Source organism: Pantoea sp. Taur (assembly GCF_009830025.1).
In the GTDB taxonomy this organism is placed as follows: domain Bacteria; phylum Pseudomonadota; class Gammaproteobacteria; order Enterobacterales; family Enterobacteriaceae; genus Pantoea; species Pantoea communis.
The window spans coordinates 265,285-286,009 of sequence record NZ_SZZZ01000004.1 but is presented as its reverse complement, the minus strand read 5'-3'; the positions used below and the strand labels follow the sequence as shown (position 1 = coordinate 286,009).

20 protein-coding genes are annotated in these 20,725 nt (G+C 54.3%); 8 read left to right on the top strand and 12 right to left on the bottom strand.

Annotated features, from left to right (window positions below; all coding sequences use genetic code 11):
* The first annotated feature begins 30 nt into the window (after nt 1-30).
* Genes ribE through pgpA form a run of 4 tightly spaced genes read left to right on the top strand, consistent with a single transcriptional unit; the run spans nt 31 to nt 2,443 of the window.
* Complete coding sequence (gene ribE / locus FD744_RS08140; protein ID WP_160867938.1) at nt 31-501, top strand: 6,7-dimethyl-8-ribityllumazine synthase; 471 nt, start codon at nt 31-33, stop codon at nt 499-501.
* A gap of 19 nt (nt 502-520) precedes the next feature.
* Nucleotides 521-940 (top strand): transcription antitermination factor NusB, encoded by a 420-nt coding sequence (gene nusB / locus FD744_RS08135; protein ID WP_038648596.1) that lies wholly within the window; start codon nt 521-523, stop codon nt 938-940.
* Between the two features lie 47 nt (nt 941-987).
* Entirely contained in the window at nt 988-1,965 is a 978-nt protein-coding gene (thiL, locus tag FD744_RS08130) for a thiamine-phosphate kinase (RefSeq protein WP_034831036.1), read from the top strand.
* Nucleotides 1,955-2,443: a phosphatidylglycerophosphatase A gene (pgpA, locus tag FD744_RS08125; RefSeq protein WP_034831038.1), complete on the top strand. Its 489-nt coding sequence runs from the start codon at nt 1,955-1,957 to the stop codon at nt 2,441-2,443. The genes thiL and pgpA overlap by 11 nt, the downstream gene beginning before the upstream one ends.
* 149 nt (nt 2,444-2,592) lie before the next feature.
* Here pgpA and FD744_RS08120 read toward each other — a convergent pair whose 3' ends face one another.
* The 4 genes from FD744_RS08120 to xseB form a co-directional block, all read right to left on the bottom strand.
* The gene (locus tag FD744_RS08120; RefSeq protein WP_160867937.1) at nt 2,593-3,567 is read right to left on the bottom strand and encodes an aldo/keto reductase; all 975 of its coding nucleotides are present in this window, start codon (nt 3,565-3,567) and stop codon (nt 2,593-2,595) included.
* 62 nt (nt 3,568-3,629) lie between these two features.
* A complete protein-coding gene (gene dxs / locus FD744_RS08115; RefSeq protein WP_160867936.1) occupies nt 3,630-5,495 on the bottom strand; it encodes a 1-deoxy-D-xylulose-5-phosphate synthase in 1,866 nt (621 codons plus the stop codon).
* A 19-nt stretch (nt 5,496-5,514) separates the two neighbouring features.
* Nucleotides 5,515-6,414: a (2E,6E)-farnesyl diphosphate synthase gene (gene ispA / locus FD744_RS08110; RefSeq protein WP_160867935.1), complete on the bottom strand. Its 900-nt coding sequence runs from the start codon at nt 6,412-6,414 to the stop codon at nt 5,515-5,517.
* Nucleotides 6,414-6,656 carry an exodeoxyribonuclease VII small subunit gene (gene xseB / locus FD744_RS08105; RefSeq protein ID WP_034831045.1) on the bottom strand — a complete coding sequence of 81 codons (243 nt, stop codon included), beginning with the start codon at nt 6,654-6,656 and terminating at the stop codon, nt 6,414-6,416. The genes ispA and xseB overlap by 1 nt, the downstream gene beginning before the upstream one ends.
* 233 nt (nt 6,657-6,889) lie before the next feature.
* Between xseB and thiI the strand changes: the two genes are divergently transcribed.
* Nucleotides 6,890-8,338, top strand: coding sequence for a tRNA uracil 4-sulfurtransferase ThiI (gene thiI / locus FD744_RS08100; protein WP_097117496.1), 1,449 nt, complete (start codon nt 6,890-6,892; stop codon nt 8,336-8,338).
* A 121-nt stretch (nt 8,339-8,459) separates the two neighbouring features.
* Here the strand turns inward: thiI and yajL are convergent, their stop codons facing one another.
* Both yajL and panE read right to left on the bottom strand, forming a co-directional pair.
* The gene (yajL, locus tag FD744_RS08095) at nt 8,460-9,071 is read right to left on the bottom strand and encodes a protein deglycase YajL (protein ID WP_097117495.1); all 612 of its coding nucleotides are present in this window, start codon (nt 9,069-9,071) and stop codon (nt 8,460-8,462) included.
* Nucleotides 9,025-9,945, bottom strand: a complete 921-nt coding sequence (gene panE / locus FD744_RS08090) for a 2-dehydropantoate 2-reductase (RefSeq protein WP_045833921.1) — start codon at nt 9,943-9,945, stop codon at nt 9,025-9,027. Before panE ends, yajL begins: the two co-directional genes overlap by 47 nt.
* A gap of 125 nt (nt 9,946-10,070) precedes the next feature.
* Between panE and FD744_RS08085 the strand changes: the two genes are divergently transcribed.
* The gene (locus FD744_RS08085; protein ID WP_034831052.1) at nt 10,071-10,562 is read left to right on the top strand and encodes a YajQ family cyclic di-GMP-binding protein; all 492 of its coding nucleotides are present in this window, start codon (nt 10,071-10,073) and stop codon (nt 10,560-10,562) included.
* Here the strand turns inward: FD744_RS08085 and FD744_RS08080 are convergent.
* Nucleotides 10,559-12,331 (bottom strand): sigma-54-dependent Fis family transcriptional regulator, encoded by a 1,773-nt coding sequence (locus FD744_RS08080; RefSeq protein WP_160867934.1) that lies wholly within the window; start codon nt 12,329-12,331, stop codon nt 10,559-10,561. The two genes, FD744_RS08085 and FD744_RS08080, sit on opposite strands and share 4 nt — an antisense overlap.
* A 290-nt stretch (nt 12,332-12,621) precedes the next feature.
* Here FD744_RS08080 and FD744_RS08075 point away from each other — a divergent pair, with 290 nt between their 5' ends.
* Together FD744_RS08075 and adhP are read left to right on the top strand one after the other, a co-directional pair.
* A complete protein-coding gene (locus FD744_RS08075; protein ID WP_160867933.1) occupies nt 12,622-14,142 on the top strand; it encodes an aldehyde dehydrogenase family protein in 1,521 nt (506 codons plus the stop codon).
* 30 nt (nt 14,143-14,172) lie between these two features.
* Complete coding sequence (gene adhP, locus FD744_RS08070) at nt 14,173-15,213, top strand: alcohol dehydrogenase AdhP (RefSeq protein ID WP_058962230.1); 1,041 nt, start codon at nt 14,173-14,175, stop codon at nt 15,211-15,213.
* A gap of 61 nt (nt 15,214-15,274) precedes the next feature.
* Here adhP and FD744_RS08065 read toward each other — a convergent pair whose 3' ends face one another.
* From FD744_RS08065 to cyoB, 5 genes are all read right to left on the bottom strand, one after another.
* Nucleotides 15,275-16,639 (bottom strand): MFS transporter, encoded by a 1,365-nt coding sequence (locus FD744_RS08065; protein WP_034828088.1) that lies wholly within the window; start codon nt 16,637-16,639, stop codon nt 15,275-15,277.
* Nucleotides 16,640-16,895: 256 nt separating this feature from the next.
* The gene (cyoE, locus tag FD744_RS08060) at nt 16,896-17,783 is read right to left on the bottom strand and encodes a heme o synthase (protein WP_034828090.1); all 888 of its coding nucleotides are present in this window, start codon (nt 17,781-17,783) and stop codon (nt 16,896-16,898) included.
* 13 nt (nt 17,784-17,796) lie between these two features.
* Nucleotides 17,797-18,126 carry a cytochrome o ubiquinol oxidase subunit IV gene (locus FD744_RS08055; protein ID WP_034828092.1) on the bottom strand — a complete coding sequence of 110 codons (330 nt, stop codon included), beginning with the start codon at nt 18,124-18,126 and terminating at the stop codon, nt 17,797-17,799.
* Entirely contained in the window at nt 18,126-18,740 is a 615-nt protein-coding gene (locus tag FD744_RS08050) for a cytochrome o ubiquinol oxidase subunit III (RefSeq protein ID WP_038648564.1), read from the bottom strand. The genes FD744_RS08055 and FD744_RS08050 overlap by 1 nt, the downstream gene beginning before the upstream one ends.
* The gene (gene cyoB / locus FD744_RS08045) at nt 18,740-20,722 is read right to left on the bottom strand and encodes a cytochrome o ubiquinol oxidase subunit I (RefSeq protein ID WP_034828096.1); all 1,983 of its coding nucleotides are present in this window, start codon (nt 20,720-20,722) and stop codon (nt 18,740-18,742) included. The genes FD744_RS08050 and cyoB overlap by 1 nt, the downstream gene beginning before the upstream one ends.
* Nucleotides 20,723-20,725: the final 3 nt, after the last annotated feature.

Here is a 20,725-nt window from a genome sequence, read left to right as displayed (position 1 = left end):
GGCCATAAATCAAACACCCAAAGGATATGTATGAAAGTTATCGAAGCTCCTGTTGCCGCGCCTGATGCTCACATTGCCATTGTCATTGCGCGTTTTAACAACTTCATTAATGACAGCCTGCTGGATGGCGCGGTCGATGCGCTGAAGCGTATTGGCCAGGTCAAAGCAGAAAACATCACTGTGGTCTGGGTTCCAGGCGCTTACGAACTGCCTCTGGCAGCGCGCGCACTGGCAAAAGCCGGTAAGCACGATGCAATCGTGGCTCTGGGAACCGTGATCCGTGGCGGCACCGCCCACTTCGAATATGTGGCAGGTGAAGCCAGCTCTGGCATTGCCAACGTGGCGATGACCAGCGAAATTCCGGTGACTTTCGGCGTGTTAACCACCGAAAACATCGAGCAGGCGATTGAACGCGCCGGCACCAAAGCAGGTAATAAAGGCGCCGAAGCGGCCCTGACTGCACTCGAAATGATTAACGTATTGAAAGCCATCAAAGCCTGATTTTTGGAAGGGGAATTTTGTGAAACCTGCTGCTCGTCGTCGCGCCCGTGAGTGCGCTGTCCAGGCGCTTTACTCCTGGCAGCTGTCGAACAACGACATTGCCGATGTGGAATACCAGTTTCTGGCGGAACAAGACGTCAAAGACGTCGATATTAGCTATTTCCGCGAATTGCTGGCCGGTGTGGCGACTAACAGCGCGTACCTGGACGGTCTGATGAAGCCTTACCTGTCACGTCAGCTGGAAGAGCTGGGTCAGGTAGAAAAAGCCATTCTGCGTCTTTCGCTGTATGAGTTGAGCAAACGTTCTGATGTGCCTTATAAAGTGGCCATCAACGAAGGCATCGAACTGGCCAAAGTGTTTGGCGCCGAAGACAGCCACAAGTTTGTCAACGGCGTGCTGGATAAAGCAGCCCCACAAATTCGACCCAATAAAAAATAAATGCGAAAGGCCGGTTTACCGGCCTTTTTCTCATTGAGACCTGACTTATGTCCTGTGGTGAATTCGAACTGATCGCACGTTATTTTAACCGCGTTACCAGCTCCCGCCGCGATGTGGAGAAGGGAATTGGTGACGACTGTGCGTTACTGAACGTGCCCGAAAAACAGACGCTGGCCATTAGCACCGATACGTTGGTGGCGGGCGTGCACTTCCTGCGTGATATCCATCCTGCCGATTTGGGTTACAAAGCGCTGGCCGTGAATCTCAGTGATTTGGCGGCAATGGGTGCCGATCCGGCGTGGTTGACGCTGGCGATTACCTTGCCTGAAGTGAATGAAAGCTGGCTGGCCGCATTTAGCGACAGCCTCTTTGAGCTGCTGGATTACTACGATATGCAGCTGATTGGCGGTGATACCACGCGCGGACCGCTGAGCCTGACGTTGGGGATTCACGGTCTGGTGCCGACAGGACGCGCATTAAAGCGTTCGGGTGCCAAACCTGGCGACTGGATCTTTGTCACCGGTACGCTGGGTGACAGCGCGGCTGGCCTGTCGCTGCTACAACATCGTCATCGCCTGAACGATCCGGCTGTCCATGAAGTGTTGATCAAGCGCCATCTGCGCCCGATGCCACGCGTGTTGCAGGGCCAGGCGCTGCGCAATCTGGCGACCTCGGCGATCGATATCTCCGATGGTTTGATTGCCGATCTCGGCCATATTCTCACGGCGAGCCGCGTCGGTGCGCGCCTCAATCTGGAAGCGTTGCCGCTGTCTGCTGCGTTGCGCGATCATTTTGAGCCGGAACAGGTGCTGACCTGGGCGTTAAGTGGCGGCGAAGATTATGAGCTGTGCTTTACCGTGCCGGAAGTCAATCGTGGTGCGCTGGACGTGGCGCTGGGTCATCTTGGTGTGCCTTATACCTGCATCGGGCAGATTGCGCCTGAAGCCGACGGGTTGACTCTGCTGGAGAATGGCAAGCCACGTCGTTTTAATCACAAGGGATTTGATCACTTTAATGCGAAGTAAAGATGTAGCGAAAAGCCGCCTGCGCCTGAGCAATCCCTGGCATCTGTTGGCAACCGGTTTTGGCAGTGGCCTGAGCCCGATCATGCCTGGCACCGCCGGTTCGATTGCCGCGATTCCCTTTTGGTGGTTGATGACCTTTCTGCCGTTGCAGATTTACTCTCTGCTGGTGCTGATTGGCATTAGCGTGGGCGTTTATCTGTGCCATCGCACGGCGAAAGACATGGGTGTGCACGACCACGGCAGCATCGTCTGGGATGAGTTTATCGGCATGTGGATTACGCTGATGGCGATCCCAGCGATGAGCTGGCAGTGGGTGCTGGCCGGGTTTGTCATCTTCCGCATCTTCGATATGTGGAAACCCTGGCCGATTCGCTGGTTCGATCAGAACGTGCATGGCGGCATGGGCATTATGGTCGATGACATTATCGCGGGCGTGATATCAGCGGCAATTTTGTATGGATTGGGGCTGGTGCTTTAATTCGGCAGGTGCGCCTAACTCACGTGCCCTCTGTCACAACGCGTACGAAAGCTTCAGAGCAAGCTGGTGCCGTTCAGGGGCTGGCAATCCGCAGCGCTAAACGGAATGAGTCTGCCAGGATAGCCCGCAGGATGCGGGCTGTTAAATCATTACTCGAATCCTACAACCGGATGCGGTTGATATACCGTCTCCAGCTCGGCGATATCCGTTGAACTCAGCTCCACATCCACTGCTTTAACCAACTCTGCAAACTGCTGCTCGCGCGATGCACCGATAATCGGGGCTGTGACCACCGGTTTATGCAGCAGCCACGCCAGTGCCACCTGTGCACGCGTCACGCCTTTATCGGCGGCAATGGTCGCCAGACGCTCTGCAATCGCCGCATCGTTCTCTTCGGTGCCGGTATAGAGTTTTTCCATCACGTTATCCGATACCGAACGCGCCGTGGTTTCGCCCCATGGACGCGTCAGCTTGCCGCGCGCTAGCGGGCTCCACGGCAGCACCGCAATGCTTTCACGTTCACACAGCGGGTGCATCTCGTTCTCTTCTTCACGCTGAATCAGGTTGTACTGATCCTGCATACTGACAAAACATGCCCAGCCATTCTGCTTTTGCAGATCCAGCGCCTGAGCGAACTGTGCAGCATGCATCGAAGAAGCGCCGATGTAGCGCGCTTTACCCGATTTCACCACCTCATTCAGCGCCTCAAGCGTCTCTTCGATCGGCGTGTCGTAATCCCAGCGGTGAATCTGCAGCAGGTCGACATACTCCATGCCGAGACGCGTCAGGCTATCGTCGATGGATTGCAGAATGTTCTTGCGTGACAGCCCCTGAGAAAGGTTGCTGAGCGGGAAATAGACCTTGGTGGCGACAACAACCTGATCGCGCTGGGCGAAATCTTTCAGCGCACGCCCGACGATCTCTTCACTGCTGCCATCGGAGTAGCTGTTGGCGGTGTCGAAAAAGTTAATGCCCGCGTCCAGCGCCTGCTTGATCAGCGGTCGACTGCTCTCTTCGGGCAGGGTCCATGCGTGATTGCCGCGCATCGGATCGCCGTAAGTCATGCAGCCTAAACAGAGACGCGAAACCTGTAAGTCGGTTTGGCCTAAACGAATGGTTTTCATGGGAGCTCCTGCTCTTATGCGTTAGGAATGCCCTAAGCATAGCAGCAGGAGCGGGGAGGGGATTACTGTGCCAGCCAGTCAGTGATTTGCTGCTGAATACCGGCGGCATCCAGCTGATAATCCTGACGAACTTCTTCCTGCGAGCCCTGCGGAATAAATTCATCTGGCAGGCCGAGGTTCAGCACGTGTACACGCAGACGTTTCGCCATCACGTATTCGTTGACGCCGCTACCGGCTCCGCCTTTGATCGCGCCTTCTTCCAGCGTCACCAGCGAATCATGGCTGGTGGACAGTTCGGCAATCAAGGCTTCATCCAGGGGCTTCACAAAACGCATATCTACCAGCGTGGCGTTCAGCGCTTCAGCGGCAGCCTGTGCTTCAGGCAACAGCGTGCCGAAGTTGAGGATCGCCAGCTTTTCACCACGGCGCTTCACAATGCCTTTGCCCAGCGGCAGGCTGGCCAACGGCTCCAGCGTAGCACCAGTGCCCGTGCCACGCGGATAGCGCACTGCACTTGGCCCCGCCTGATAGTGATAGCCGGTGTAGAGCATCAGGCGGCATTCGTTTTCATCGCTTGGCGTCATGATCACCATTTCGGGCACACAGCGCAGGAAGGCGATATCGAATGCGCCCTGATGCGTTTGGCCATCGGCGCCAACAATGCCGCCGCGATCGATAGCGAACAGCACCGGCAGTTTCTGGATCGCCACATCGTGAATCAGCTGATCGTAAGCGCGCTGCAGGAAGGTGGAATAAATCGCCACCACCGGCTTATAACCGCCAATCGCCATACCTGCAGCAAAGGTCACCGCATGCTGTTCAGCAATCGCCACGTCAAAGTACTGTTGCGGATAGTCACGAGAGTAGCTGACCATGCCAGAACCTTCACGCATCGCCGGCGTCACCGCCATTAAACGCGGATCGTCCGCCGCCATTTCGCTCAGCCAGCTACCGAAAATCTTCGAGTAGCTCGGCAGGCCTGGCGCGCTTTTCGGCAGGGAACCGCTGGCCGGATCGAACTTCGGTACCGCATGCCAGGCGATAGGATCTTGCTCGGCAGGCGCGTAGCCTTTGCCCTTTTTGGTCATGATGTGCAGGAACTGCGGGCCTTTCAGGTCACGCATATTCTTCAGCGTGCTCACCAGCGTCAGCACATCGTGGCCATCAACCGGACCAATGTAATTAAAGCCCAGCTCTTCAAACAGCGTGCCCGGCACCACCATGCCTTTCAGGTGCTCTTCGGTGCGCTTCACCAGCTCTTTGATCGGTGGCAGTCCGCCCAATACACGCTTGCCGCCTTCGCGCAGCCGTGAGTAGGTTTTGCCAGAGAGAATCTGTGCCAGACGATTATTGAGTGCGCCAACGTTTTCCGAGATCGACATCTCGTTGTCGTTAAGGATCACCAGCATGTCAGGTTTGATGTCGCCTGCGTGGTTCATGGCTTCGAACGCCATGCCCGCGGTAATGGCGCCATCACCAATAATACAGGCAGTACGACGTCCTTTGCCTTCGCGCTCAGCGGCAACCGCCATGCCCAATCCGGCGCTGATCGAGGTCGATGAGTGACCGACGCTTAATACGTCGTATTCACTTTCGCCGCGCCACGGGAACGGATGCAGGCCATTTTTCTGGCGGATAGTGCCGATACGATCGCGGCGTCCGGTCAGAATTTTGTGCGGATAGGCCTGATGACCAACGTCCCACACCAGATGGTCAAACGGGGTGTTATAAACATAATGCAGCGCGACTGTTAGTTCGACGACGCCCAGACCCGAAGCAAAGTGGCCGGAAGACCGGCTCACGCTATCCAGTAGATACTGACGCAGCTCGTCACACAGTACCGGAAGTTTTTCTTTCGGTAGTAAACGTAATTCCTGAACCGTGCTCGCTAATGCCAGTGTCGGGTATTTTGCAATATCAAAACTCATCAGAGACTCATTATGAAAGTTATTTATCGCGTTCAATTATGAAGCTTGCCAGTGCTTGTAATGCGGTGGTGTTGTAGGACTGCGCCGCCAGAATCTCTAACGCGCCCAGTGCTTCCTGATAAAGATCCCACGCTTTACTGCGGGCATTATCCAGTCCCATCAGCGCCGGATAAGTGCTCTTACCCAATGCCTGATCCGCGCCCTGAGTTTTGCCCAGCACCGCGGTATCGCCCACCACATCAAGAATGTCATCCTGCACCTGAAACGCCAGTCCGATGGCGTTGGCGTAGGTATCCAGGACCGGAAGTGCCGCACGGCCACGTTCACCCGCCGTCAATGCGCCAAGACGCACTGCAGCGCGAATCAAAGCGCCAGTTTTATGACGATGAATCTGCTCGAGCTGTGCGAGGTCGATTTGCTTGCCTTCTGCGGCGAGATCCAGCGCCTGGCCACCGCACATGCCTGCCACACCGCTGGCCTGAGCCAGTTCGGAGATCATCGCAATGCGTTCTTGCGGGCTGACGCCGGGCATCGGCTCATCGGCCAGAATCGAAAACGCCAGGGTTTGCAACGCATCACCAGCGAGAATTGCTGTGTCTTCACCATATTTTATATGGCAGGTTGGCTGTCCGCGACGTAACGCATCGTCATCCATCGCGGGCAGATCATCATGAATCAGAGAGTAAGCATGAATGCACTCTACGGCAGCGGCCGGGGCATCCAGGCTGGCCGCATCGGCCTTTAACATCTCGCCCGTGGCGTAAACCAAAAATGGACGCAGACGCTTACCGCCTAATAGTGCCCCATATTGCATGGATTGCACCAGAGGAGAACTCTGAAAAGGAAGTGGATCTATTAAGCGTGTCAACGCCAGATTGACGCGTTCGTGATACGCGTTGAGTAATTTGGCGAAGTCCATCAGTCATTTTCCGGCGTGAACGGGGCGAGCGCGGCATCTTTGTCGTCGCTGAGCAGAATCTGCACGCGCTGTTCAGCCTGCTGCAGGGTTTGCTGACCGGTGCGTGCCAGCTGTACGCCGCGTTCAAATTCGTTCAGTGCTTCTTCCAGCGGCAGTTCACCACTTTCCAGACGGCTGACGATTTGTTCCAGCTGCTGTAATGCGCTTTCAAAACTGGCTGGCGCTTCGGCTTTTTTCGGCATAATCAGTGTCGACTCACAGGTTAGGAATCATCTTGCAATCGGTCATGGTAGCCGACGAGGATTAATTAGCAAAATAATGAATGTGATTGCGGTTGCAGAAGCGGTCATCTGACAAAGGTGGTATACTTTTGCGCCTCGGATGCGGGCGCTTCTGCGTTACCCGTAATTATATGATTTTACCAGTTAAGTGCCGATGGTTTTAGCACTTATTTGCCCAATGAAGCTGTGTCGCCATGAAGTTTATCATTAAGCTCTTCCCTGAAATCACCATCAAAAGTCAGTCGGTGCGTTTGCGCTTTATCAAGATCCTGACCGGTAACATCCGCAATACCCTGCGTACTGTCGACGACGAAATCGCCGTGGTGCGCCACTGGGACCATATTGAAGTACGCGCTAAAAAAGAAGCACTGCGTACCGTCGTTATTGATGAACTGACGCGCATCCCCGGTATTCACCATGTACTGGAGGTTGAGGATCAGCCTTACACCGATATGCACGATATCTTCGAGCAGACGTTGGCACTGAATCGCGAACGTCTGGAAGGGAAAAGTTTCTGCGTGCGCGTGAAGCGTCGTGGCAAACACAGCTTCAGCTCGATTGAGGTTGAGCGTTACGTGGGTGGCGGTCTCAATCAGCACATTGAGACTGCACGCGTGCAATTGAAAAATCCTGATGTGACGGTCAACCTTGAGATCGAAGACGATCGTCTGCTGCTGATCACCGGCCGTTATGAAGGGCTGGGTGGTTTCCCCATTGGGACGCAAGAAGATGTGCTGTCGCTGATTTCTGGCGGCTTCGACTCCGGCGTTTCCAGCTATATGCTGATGCGTCGTGGTTGCCGCGTGCACTACTGCTTCTTCAATCTCGGCGGTGCCGCCCATGAAATCGGCGTGCGTCAGGTCGCGCATTATCTGTGGCAGCGTTATGGTCGTTCGCATCGCGTGCGCTTCGTGGCGATCAACTTCGAGCCGGTGGTGGGCGAGATCTTAGAGAAAGTGGACGACGGCCAGATGGGCGTAGTGCTGAAACGCATGATGGTGCGTGCAGCGTCGATGGTCGCTGAGCGCTACGGCGTTCAGGCGCTGGTGACCGGTGAAGCGCTGGGCCAGGTATCGAGCCAGACACTGACCAACCTGCGTCTGATTGATAACGCCTCGGATACCCTGATCCTGCGTCCGCTGATCTCGCATGATAAAGAGCACATCATCGATTTGGCGCGCCATATCGGCACCGAAGATTTCGCCAAAACCATGCCGGAATACTGCGGTGTGATTTCGAAAAGCCCAACGGTGAAAGCGGTGAAGGCGAAGATCGAAGCGGAAGAGCAAAACTTCGATTTCGAGATCCTCAATCGCATGGTGCAGGAAGCCAGCAACGTCGATATCCGCGAGATTGCGGAGAAGGCACAGGAAGAAGTGGTGGAAGTGGAGACGGTGGTCTCGTTCACCGCAGATGATGTGGTGCTGGATATCCGTTCTGTGGATGAGCAAGAGGCCTCACCGCTGGCGCTGGAAGGCGTGGATGTGAAATCTCTGCCGTTCTACAAATTGAGCACGCAGTTTGGCGATCTGGATCAGAACAAAACCTGGCTGCTGTATTGCGATCGCGGCGTGATGAGCCGTTTACAGGCGTTGTATCTGCATGAGCAAGGCTTTAAAAACGTGAAGGTCTATCGTCCGTAACGGTGATAACCTGGTAACGGCGTGATTCATCGCGCGTGTCACACTCGGCACCTTGCCACTGTGACATGCGCAATACATTGCGCCGCTACCGTTAAGTGCTTTTTACTGCATTACAATGCGGTTATTCACGCTCTTCAAATTCCTGATAGTTATAAATCCCCGCCGCTAATACCAACTGTGACGCCACTTCACGCGCTTTCTCTTTATCCACCAGCAGATCAATCAGCTTCAGTGCAAAATCAATCGAAGTGCCTGGACCCTGGCTGGATAGCAGGTTGACGCGCGGATCCCATACCACACGGCGATCCATCCAGTGTTTGTCAGGGATAGTGTCGCGCAAGCCAGGAAAGCCGGTCATATTGCCTACCGGGAACAGATCGTGCGGAATCAGCACCGTGCCAGGTGCGGCACAAATCGCGGCAACGATTTTCCCTGCCAAATGAAACTGGCGTACGGTTTCCACCAGCAGTGGGCTGTCACGGAAGGTCTCTGCGCCCTTGAGGCCGCCGGGCAGCACCACGGCGTCATAATCGTTATCCGCCACCTCAACCAGTGGCGCATCGGCCAGCAGGCGCACGCCGCGTGAGCAGACGATCTCGCGCGTGCCATCGCTTTCGACACTGGCGGTGGTGACGCTTAAGCCGGCGCGGACCAGCAGGTCGATAGTGGTGACAGCTTCAATCTCTTCACTGCCATGTGCCAGGCAAACCAGAACCGATGCGGTCGCGCTCATATTGGGACTCCTTGCGTTTAATCAGATCGTACAAACGGGTGTTCTCCGGCAGCGCAATGCCCTGTGCGCGAGCGCGGCGCAGCAGGTAGCCGGTGATGTAGTCAATTTCTGTCAGGCGCTGGGCGCGCACATCCTGCAACATTGAGGAGGTATTCGCTGCGGTGCTGTCGATGACGTCATAAATGATGTCGCGCAGGTTATCGACCGCAATGTGCTGGCCTTCACGCTCCATCACCCAGGCAATCTCTTCACATAGCGTGGCAATCTGCTGCGGCCAGGCGCGCAGGGCACCGTTCTGGCAATCGTGTTCAACGGTAAGCGGATTAATCACGCAGTTCACCGCCAGTTTGCGCCAGCTGGCAGAAGCAATGTTGTCGTGCCAGGCCACGTCCGGCAGCGCCTGGTGCAGGATATCGGCGATATCGCTCATCGCGGCACTTTCACGCCCGGTGGGACCGATATGTGTGATGCCCTGCGCAACGTGTTTGATCACCGTGCCATCGCGCATCGCCGCGTGGGTGGTAATGCCGCGCAGCAGCGGTTGCTGCAACTCCTTCAGCTCTTCCAGCGTGCCCATGCCATTGTGCAATAACAAAATGGCAGCATGAGCAGGCAGGATGCTTTGCAGGTTTTTGACCGCCGGGGAAACCTGTGGCGCTTTTAGTGTCACCAGCAACAGCTGGCTTTCGGCAAGAAACAGCGGATCGTTGGCGATAAACGTGTGATTGCTGACCTGTCCTTGCGGATCAATCACGTTCACCGAGCAATAGGGCTGCGGCACGCGCAACCAGCCCTGAACCTCATGTCCCTGACGTGCGAGCGCGGCGAGCCAAATTTGACCCAGGGCGCCACAACCCAACACGGTAATTTTCATTTTGCCTCCCGCTGACGGGTTCTCAATTTCACGACATCGTTAAGTATAGCTTTCCGCGTATCGTGTTTAATTAGCGCCATAAGACGCGTATTATGCATGTCACTTTAGTATCAGGAGAAGAAAAGATGCCATCTTTCGATATCGTTTCCGAAGTCGAACTGCCGGAAGTGCGTAATGCGGTGGAGAATGCCAGCCGTGAAATCTCAACCCGTTTCGATTTCCGCAACGTGAGCGCCAGCATTGAGCTTAACGAAAAGAATGAGACCATCAAAATCACCAGCGAATCTGATTTCCAGGTTAAACAGCTGGTGGATATTTTGCGTGAAAAGCTGCTGAAACGCGGCATTGAAGGCGCAGCGATTGAAGTGCCAGAAGAGATCATTCACAGCGGTAAAAGCTGGAGCGTAGAAGCCAAGCTGAAAAAGGGTATCGAAAGCGATATCGCTAAAAAGCTGGTGAAGCTGATTAAAGACAGCAAGCTGAAAGTGCAGACGCAGATTCAGGGTGAAGAGTTGCGCGTGACCGGTAAATCACGCGACGATTTGCAGGGTGCGATGGCGCTGGTGCGCGGTGGCAACCTCGGCCAGCCATTCCAGTTCAAAAACTTCCGCGATTAATCGCGTTTGTCGCGTGCGGCACGACGATAAAGCGTGCTGCGCGCGACACCTAATGCCTCTGCCGTTTTACTGATATTGCCATTAAAGCGTTGCAGCGTTTCGCTAATCAGCCGCTCATCATGGCTCTGCTTATCTTCCGCTGGCACCGCCGCTGCCCGGCGATATTCGGCTGGCAAATGCACATCAGTGACTTCTTCCCCTTCGTCCGCCAACGCCAGCAGCACGCGCAACAGACTGCGTAATTGCCGCACGTTACCCGGCCATGGCAATTGTGCCAGCGATGCCAGCAAGGCGGGAGAAAGCTGGATATCGCGATCTGCGCCGCCCAACTCAATCCATAACCGACCAATAAAGTCTTCGATATCTGGCCAGGCACGCAACGGCGGGATGGTCATGGAAAATTCCTGCAAGCGATAGAGAAGATCCTCGCGGAACTCGCCCTCGGCCACACGCTGCGCCAAATCACGGTGCGTTGCGCAGATCACGGCAAAATTCACCGGCCAGCTGCGACTGGAACCGAGCGGCGCGACCTCTTTTTCTTGCAGCACGCGCAGCAAACGGGTTTGTAGCGCCAGCGGCATATCTCCAATTTCATCAAGAAACAGCACGCCACCATCCGCCTCGCGGATTTTACCGATGTAGCCATTTTTGCTGGCTCCGGTAAAGGCACCAGGCTGATAACCAAATAGCTCGGATTCAATCAACGCTTCCGGAATGGCAGCACAGTTGATGGCGACAAATTTGCCCTCACGCCAGCAACTCTGCTGATGCAGCGCACGGCTGACATACTCTTTACCGCTGCCGGTTTCACCGTGAATGCACAACGACACACCGGCATTCATCAGACGCACCATTTTCTCGCCATCGCGACCCAGTGAGAAGGGAAGATCCACGCTGGGTTCACTTGGCGTAGCAAAGTGGGTGCGGTGCGGAGCGCGCAGGCGGAAGTAGTAGCGCTGTTGTGCAAAATGAATCGGTAAAGGAATGGTGTTGGCCTGCTGTTCGAGCTGATCAAACAGCTGCTGGAATGTCAGGGTGCCCAACTGCCCGGTGGTGAGATTGAGTTCACGCATCGCCAGGCGGTTTGCGGCGGTGAGCACATTATCGGAGAACACCAGCAGCAACTCATCACTGGTATCAATGCCGTGCGGCTCAACGTGCAGGCTCATCAACCATTGTTGGGGATGCAGGCTTTGCTTAACCCACAAATACTCGATCTGTTTAGCGGCGGCTTTGACCCACTGAAACGTTTGCGGATGCGGGAAGTGCGCTGGGCCAGAGATATCCAACACGCCGGCAATCTGACCGTTGGGCATCTGCAACGGCATGGCGGCGCAGTAGAGCCCCTGATTCAAGGTGAGAAAATGTTGCTGGCCTTCAATTTCACAGCCATCGTCAATCGCCAGTGCGGTGCCAATTGCATTGGTGCCGCGCCCGCATTCGCTCCACAAATTGCCGGGGGCGAGTGCAAATCGCTGCGCTTTCTCCATCGACTGCATGTCGCCAAAGGTGTTCAGTACCAGACCGGTGGCATCAGAAAGGATTACCACAGATTGTTTTTCCGCCAGTTTCTGCGCCAGCTGTTTGATCACCGGCTGAGCGAACTGTTGTAGCCCGGCATTACTGGCCAGCACATCAGCCAGTTCGCCCTGACGGACGCGAGGAAAATCATCGGCGGTGCGGTCGAGACCATACAGCTGGCTACGAAACCAGGAGTCGCTCAAAAGCGGGTTGGTATTAACGGCAGACGCGGCTGAATTTCCCTGCATTGGTAACCTCATGCCTAAGCGAAAGTGTTGCAGCATTGTAGCGACTTGGTTTCTGCGGTGTTGCGATACGCAACACAGATGAGGATTTTGGTGGCAGAACCCGCGCGTTTAAAGGGGCTATTGGTTTTATAAATCGATGATAGATAAAACGATTTTTCGAAAATTCGCAAGCTGAAAAAAACTGGCACGCCCGCTGCAATAGCTTATCAGGCAGCGGGCTGTTCAATCTGTTGACCCACAGGTTGCCGCTGCCAGCTAACAATAAACGACCCTACACGAAGGAGTTTGCGATGCGTTATGCACATCCCGGCACGCCCGGCGCTTTGGTCACTTTTAAAGCGACCTACGGCAATTTTATTGCGGGCAAATTCACAGAGCCGCTCAGCGGCCAGTATTTTACGAACACCTCGCCAGTTGATGGCAGCGATATTGCGCAGTTTCCGCGTTCTGACGCGCGGGATATCGATTTAGCACTGGACGCTGCTCATCAGGCCGCTGACGCCTGGGGAAAAACCAGCGTGCAACATCGTGCCAATCTGCTGCTGCAGGTGGCCGACTGCATTGAACAAAATCTCGAAATGTTGTCTGTGGCGGAGAGCTGGGACAACGGCAAACCGATCCGCGAAACCCTCAATGCCGACCTGCCGCTGGCGGTGGATCACTTCCGCTACTTTGCCGGTTGTCTGCGTGCACAGGAAGGCAGCACCGCTGAGATTGATGAAAACACCGTTGCCTATCACTTCCATGAACCGCTGGGCGTGGTCGGGCAGATCATCCCGTGGAACTTCCCGCTGTTAATGGCGGCATGGAAACTGGCTCCGGCGCTGGCGGCGGGTAACTGCGTGGTGCTGAAACCGGCCGAACAAACGCCACTGGCCATCACGCTATTGATGGAATTGATCGGCGATCTGTTCCCGGCGGGCGTGCTCAATGTGGTGCAGGGCTTTGGCCGTGAAGCCGGTGAAGCGTTAGCTACCAGCAAACGTATCGCCAAAATCGCGTTCACCGGCTCAACACCGGTCGGACGTCATATCATGGCGTGCGCGGCTGAAAACATCATTCCTTGTACCGTTGAGCTGGGCGGCAAGTCGCCGAACATCTACTTTGCCGATGTGATGGAGGGTGAATCGGACTTTATCGAAAAAGCGGTGGAAGGGCTGGTGCTCGGTTTCTTCAACCAGGGCGAGGTCTGTACTTGTCCATCACGTGCGTTGATCCATGAATCGATCTATGAGCCGTTTATGGCGCGGGTGATGGAGAAAGTGGCAAACATCCGTCGGGGCGATCCGCTGGATACAGACACCATGATCGGTGCTCAGGCTTCCCGTCAGCAATTCGACAAAATCCTGTCTTACATCAACATCGCGCGCGACGAAGGGGGGCAAATTCTAACCGGAGGCGATCGCGCCAACGTCGCTGCCGAACTGGATAACGGATTCTATATCCAGCCAACCCTGATTAAAGGCACCAACCAGATGCGGTGTTTCCAGGAAGAGATTTTTGGGCCGGTTATCGGCATCACCACCTTTAAAGATGAAGCGGAAGCCTTGTCGATTGCCAACGAAACCCAGTTTGGTCTCGGGGCGGGCGTGTGGACGCGTGATACCAATCTGGCGTATCGCATGGGACGTGGCATCAAAGCCGGTCGTGTCTGGACCAACTGCTATCACATCTATCCCGCACACGCGGCTTTCGGTGGCTACAAGCAATCGGGCGTGGGACGCGAGACGCACAAGATGGCGCTTAGCGCCTACCAACAAACCAAAAATCTGCTGGTCAGCTATGGCACCGCCCCTTTGGGCCTGTTCTGAGTCTGCATCCGATCAAATGGAGAGTGAAAGATGAATATGCAAATCAAAACCACCATGAAAGCCGCCGTTGTTAAAGCCTTTGGTGAACCGTTAGTGATTGAGCAGGTGCCAGTACCGCAAGTGGGACCGGGCCAGATTCTGGTGAAAATCGCCGCGACCGGCGTGTGCCATACCGACTTACATGCCGCCGAAGGCGACTGGCCGATTAAGCCCAATCCCCCGTTTATTCCCGGCCACGAGGGCGTGGGGCAGGTGGTGGCGATCGGTGAAGGTGTGAAGCATTTGAAATTGGGCGATCGTGTGGGCGTGCCGTGGCTCTATTCCGCATGTGGCCACTGCGAGCACTGTCTGGATAGTTGGGAAACCCTGTGCCTGTCACAGCAGAATGCCGGTTATTCGGTGAACGGCAGTTTCGCAGAGTATTGCCTCGCTGATGCGAACTATGTCGGCATCATTCCGGAAAACATCGATTACAACGAAATCGCACCAATTCTGTGTGCCGGCGTGACGGTGTACAAAGGCCTGAAAATGACCGATACCAAGCCAGGCGATTGGGTAGTGGTGTCCGGTATTGGAGGTTTAGGTCATATGGCGGTGCAGTACGCGGTGGCGATGGGACTGAATGTGGCTGCGGTGGATATTGACGATGAGAAACTGGCGTTTGCTAAACGTCTTGGTGCCAGTGTGGTAGCGAATGCGAAGAACGTCGATCCCGCAAAAGTGTTCCAGGAAAGTTTTGGCGGCGCGCATGGTGTGCTGGTTACGGCCGTATCACCTAAAGCGTTTGAGCAGGCGATTGGCACCATGCGCCGTGGCGGCACCATGGTGCTGAACGGTCTGCCACCGGGCAAATTTGATTTGTCGATTTTCGATATGGTGCTGGACGGGATTACGGTGCGCGGTTCAATTGTGGGCACGCGTAAAGATCTCCAGGAAGCGTTGGATTTCGCCGGTCGTCACAAAGTGAAAGCCAACGTGGCGGTTGAACCGTTGACCAACATTAACGACATTTTTGCGCGTATGCATGCGGGAAAAATTGAAGGGCGTATCGTGGTGGATATGTCGCTTTAATTAGCGTGATGGTTTGTGGCGGAGCGGTTAATCGCGCCGCCACAGAGTGTGTGACTACTAACTAACAGCTGGCGAGCAGCGCTTCGATTTCGACGCGGCTCGTCACTTTACTGTCGATCTTGATGTAAGCACTTTTCTCTTCCGGCACGATAAATACTGAAGAGACACCCGGCTGCGCTTTTAAACGCTTCTCAAGGTTAGGCACCGCTAATACGGCATCACTGAGTACCATGCGCAGGCTGCTGACGTAAGGTGGCTCCTGCATCGACATCGCCACAAACAGCCAGGCTGCCGCGACAATCGCACCCACCAGAAACACCGTCTGCGCATCAAAGTGACCGAAGATCCAACCGCCCATGCTGCCGCCAATCGCCACGCCAATGAACTGGCTGGTGGAGTAAATGCCCATCGCTGTACCTTTGTAGCCCGGCGGTGATTCTTTACTGATCAGCGAAGGCAGAATGGCTTCCATCAGGTTGAAGGCGAGGAAGAATAGCTGCACGCCAATCACCAGCGTCCAGAAATGACCAGCCGCACCCCACAGTACGATTTCCGCGATAATGATCAGTGCCACGCAGGTAACAAAAACGCGCTTCATGCGGCGTTTCACTTCGGCATAGATGATGAAAGGCACAACCAGAACGAAAGCGACCAGCATGGTGACCAGATAGACTTTCCAGTGTTCAGATGCCGGGAAGCCCGCTTGTTCAAACTGGCCTGGCAAAGCCACAAAACTCGACATCAGCAGGATATGCAGGCAAAGAATACCGATGTTTAATTTCAGGAGTTTAGGGTTGGCTAACACTTCACGAATGCTGGCTTTTACCATGCCGGACTCACGGTTAAGCACGTGATTCGGTGCGCTCGGCACCACCAATAGCGTGATAACAATGCCCAGCGAGGCCAGAATAGCGATCATCCAGAACAGTGCATGCAAACCCAGAGCATGGGTAACAATTGGGCCTACCACCATCGCAATAGCAAAGGTCACACCGAAACTGATGCCAATAAACGCCATTGCTTTAGTGCGGTTTTGTTCGCGAGTGAGATCTGAGAGTAGCGCCATGACTGCAGCGGCAATTGCGCCTGAGCCTTGCAAAGCACGACCCAGGATCACGCCCCAGATTGAGGTGGTCATCGCCGCGATAATACTGCCCAGCACGAACACTAACAGCCCGCCAACTATGAGCGGTTTGCGACCGACGCGATCGGACAGCAGACCAAACGGAATCTGGAATACGGCTTGCGCCAGACCATAGATGCCAATTGCCAGACCAATTAAGGTTTCACTGGCTCCCTGCAACGCCATACCGTACGTAGTGAGTACCGGCAGGACCATAAACATTCCCAGCATGCGCAGGGAAAAAACTGTGCCTAAACCCCATGTAGCCCGAAGCTCTACTGGCGTCATTTTATTGTCGTTCATTCCAACCTCTGTAAGTTTATGCCCTTTATACTTCAAGCCGCAGATGCGTTGGCTGCGCACGTTCACCCAGGTCACTTACGTTAGTCAGCTCCCAGGGATTCATGCACTTGCCGCCTTCCTGCATCTCGAATTATTTCGGGCATTTAGCTCTCATTTTAGGGAGCAGGGCAGGGCGGGTAAAACAATTGTTGTTAAGCAGTGGTAACAAAAAGAAAGGGCGCGAAATTCGCGCCCTTTCTGGTGTTGCGGAACTGTATTACCAGACGTAAGTCAGCAGGTCTTTAGAGGCCGGCGTCATAAAATCAACCGACATCATCACGCTCAATGCTGTGATAGCGACAATCGAGAACACAAACAGTTTACGCGCCCAAACTTTATCGTTTGAGGTTTTGTAACCTGAAAGCGCCATGCCCAACCACCACACACTCACTGCCGCGGCGACCACCAGATACTTGTAACCCGCGTAACCGCCGAGTGTCAGCATCAGCGTAGCAATCATGAACGCCAGGATGTATAGCGTAATATGATTTTTGGCTACCGAGATACCTTTCACGACAGGCAGAACCGGGATGTTAGCCGCCTGATAATCTTTGAAGCGGAAAATCGCAATCGCGTACGAGTGCGGCATCTGCCACAGGCTAAAGATAGCCAATAAGATCAGGGCGCCAGCATCAAACTGGTTGGTCACTGCGCAGTAGCCAATCACTGGCGGTGCTGCACCAGAGAGGCTACCGATCAGCGTGCCATACACGGAGTTGCGTTTCATATACAGGCTATAAATGCCCACATAGACAACGAAGCCCATCACCGCCAGCCACATGGCCAGCGGGTTAGCGCCGAAATACAGCAACGCAAAGCCAGCAATACCCAATGCGGTTGCATAAACCAGGCTTACTTTCGCCGAGATCAGGCCTTTGACCAGAACACGGTTCCGCGTTCTCTCCATTTTGATATCGATGTCGCGGTCAATCACGTTGTTGAATACACAACCCGATGCGACAACCAGCGAAACGCCCACCAGTGAATAGAGAAACAGGGGGTAATCAATGCTGCCTTTCGAAGCCAGCAAGAATCCACCGATCACAGAAATTAAGTTGCCGAAAATAATTCCTGGTTTTGTTACTTGCAGGTATTGCTTAATCATTACGTGTGACTCTTTAGTCGGCCATCATGTTGTAGTTGAGGTTCCACATGATCCACAGTGAGCCGACAACAACAATCAGAATGATGAGTGCTGAGAAGACTATCGCCACCATGTTCCAGCCACCCTCTGACTTGCTGTCTAAGTGCAGGAAGTAGACCAGGTGCACTAACACCTGAACCACCGCACACACCAGAACCACACCCAGAATCGTGCCGTGTGATGCGCCGCCATCCATTACCATCCAGAACGGAATACCGGTCAGGATGATAGAGAGGATGAAGCCGATCATGTAAGACTTCACGCTACCGTGAGAAGCGCCATGTTCGTTAACTGAATGACTCATTACATGGCTCCCATCAGATAGACAACGGTGAATACGCAGATCCAAACCACATCCAGGAAGTGCCAGAACAAGCTCAGGCACATGATGCGGGTGCGGTTGGTTGCAGTCAGACCACGTTTAGAAATCTGGAACATCATCACTGCCATCCAGATCAGGCCAGAGGTCACGTGCAGACCGTGGGTACCGACCAGCGTAAAGAACGCGGACAGGAAACCACTGCGGTCAGGACCGAAGCCTTCCAGGATCAGGTGATGGAATTCATAGATTTCCATGCCGATGAATCCAGCACCAAACAGGAAGGTCAGAGCCAACCAGCTGATGACTGAACCTTTGTTCTGGTTGTTCATCGCGATCACTGCCATTCCATAAGTAATGGAGCTGAGCAGCAGCAGCGCGGTTTCAACCAGCACAAACGGCAGTTCAAAGATGTCTTTACCTGCCGGACCACCGGCAGTGTTATTGACCATAACTGCATAGGTCGCAAACAGGGTTGCGAAGATAATGCAGTCACTCATCAGGTAGATCCAGAAGCCAAAGACTTTATTGGCTCCTGCATCGTGATGCCCATGCTCCGCATGGGCGTCGTGGTGGTGTTTTGCAGTTTCAGTTGACATTATTTCAGACCTGCTTTGCTGATTTCGTCAAAGTGCTTCTTCTCGATCTGCTCGACTTCAGCAACCGGAACGTAGTAATCCACGTCTTCATCGAAGCTCTTCACAATCCAGGTCACAATTGTGGCCAGGAAGGTAAGGCCAGCCAGCCACCAGATGTGCCAGATCATCGCGAAACCAAACACAGTCATGAAGGCTGCGATAATCAGGGCTGCGCCGCTGTTTTTCGGCATATGAATTTCTTCATATTTTTCTGGTTGCTTATAGGCTTCGCCTTTCTCTTTCATTTCCCAGAACGCATCGCGCTCGTGGATTTCAGGGATAACAGCAAAGTTATAGAACGGAGGCGGTGAAGAGGTTGCCCACTCCAGCGTACGACCACCCCACGGGTCACCGGTCAGATCGCGGTTCTGGTCGCGGTCACGCACAGAAACGTAGAACTGAGTCAGCTGGCACAGGATACCGCATGCAATCAGTGCCGCACCGCCTGCTGCAACAACCAGCAGTGAGTGGAACTGAGGATCGATGTCCTGGCTGATACGACGGGTCATACCCATGAAGCCCAGTGCGTACAGCGGCATAAAGGCAACGAAGAAACCAATGATCCAGAACCAGAATGCACGGATACCCCATTTTTCGTTCAGGGTGAAGCCGAATGCTTTCGGGAACCAGTAGGTCACGCCAGCCATACAACCGAACACCACACCACCGATAATCACGTTATGGAAGTGTGCAATCAGGAACAAGCTGTTGTGCAGAATGAAGTCCGCACCTGGAACGGCCAGCAGAACACCGGTCATACCACCAATAGAGAAGGTGACCAGGAAGCCGATTGTCCACAGCATCGCTGAGTGGAACTCAACGCGACCCTGATACATGGTGAACAGCCAGTTGAAGATTTTCACGCCGGTCGGAATGGCGATGATCATCGTCATAATACCGAAGAAGGCGTTAACGTTGGCGCCGGCACCCATGGTGAAGAAGTGGTGCAGCCAAACGATGAACGACAGAACGGTAATTGCGATGGTCGCCCACACCAGAGAGGTGTAACCGAACAGACGCTTTTTGGAGAAGGTTGCAGTGACTTCCGCGAACACACCGAATACCGGCAGAACGAGGATGTATACTTCCGGGTGACCCCAGACCCAAATCAGGTTGACGTACATCATCATGTTACCGCCCATTTCATTGGTGAAGAAATGGAAGCCGAGGTAACGGTCAAGCGTCAACAGTGCCAGCGTGACGGTCAGAACCGGGAACGCAGCGATGATCAGGACGTTAGTACACAGTGATGCCCAGGTGAATACTGGCATCTTGAACAGGTCCATACCCGGTGCACGCATCTTCAGAATGGTCACGAAGAAGTTGATACCGGTCAGTGTCGTACCGATACCGGATAGCTGGAGACTCCAGATCCAATAATCGACCCCGACGCCAGGACTGTATTCCGCGCCCGAAAGCGGTGGATAAGCCAACCAGCCAGTCTGTGCGAACTCGCCCACACCCAGAGAAATGTTCACCAGGATCACACCGATCGCGGTAAACCAGAAGCTCAGGTTGTTCAGGAACGGGAAGGCAACGTCACGTGCACCGATTTGCAGCGGTACCGCGATGTTCATCAGACCTACCACGAAAGGCATCGCCACGAAGAAAATCATGATCACGCCGTGCGCGGTGAAGATCTGGTCGTAGTGGTGCGGTGGTAATATGCCGGCTTCACCTGCGGAAGCCATCACTTGTTGGGTACGCATCATTACTGCATCGGCAAAGCCGCGCAGCAGCATGACGAAAGCCATGATGATGTACATGATACCCAGTTTTTTGTGGTCAATGGAGGTGAACCATTCTGACCACAGGTATTGCCACTTACCAAAATAAGTAATCGCGGCAACCAGTGCCAGACCACCTAAGATGATTGCGGCTACCGTTACCACGATAATGGGTTCGTGGTATGGCACTGCATCCAGTGTTAATTTTCCGAACATCGT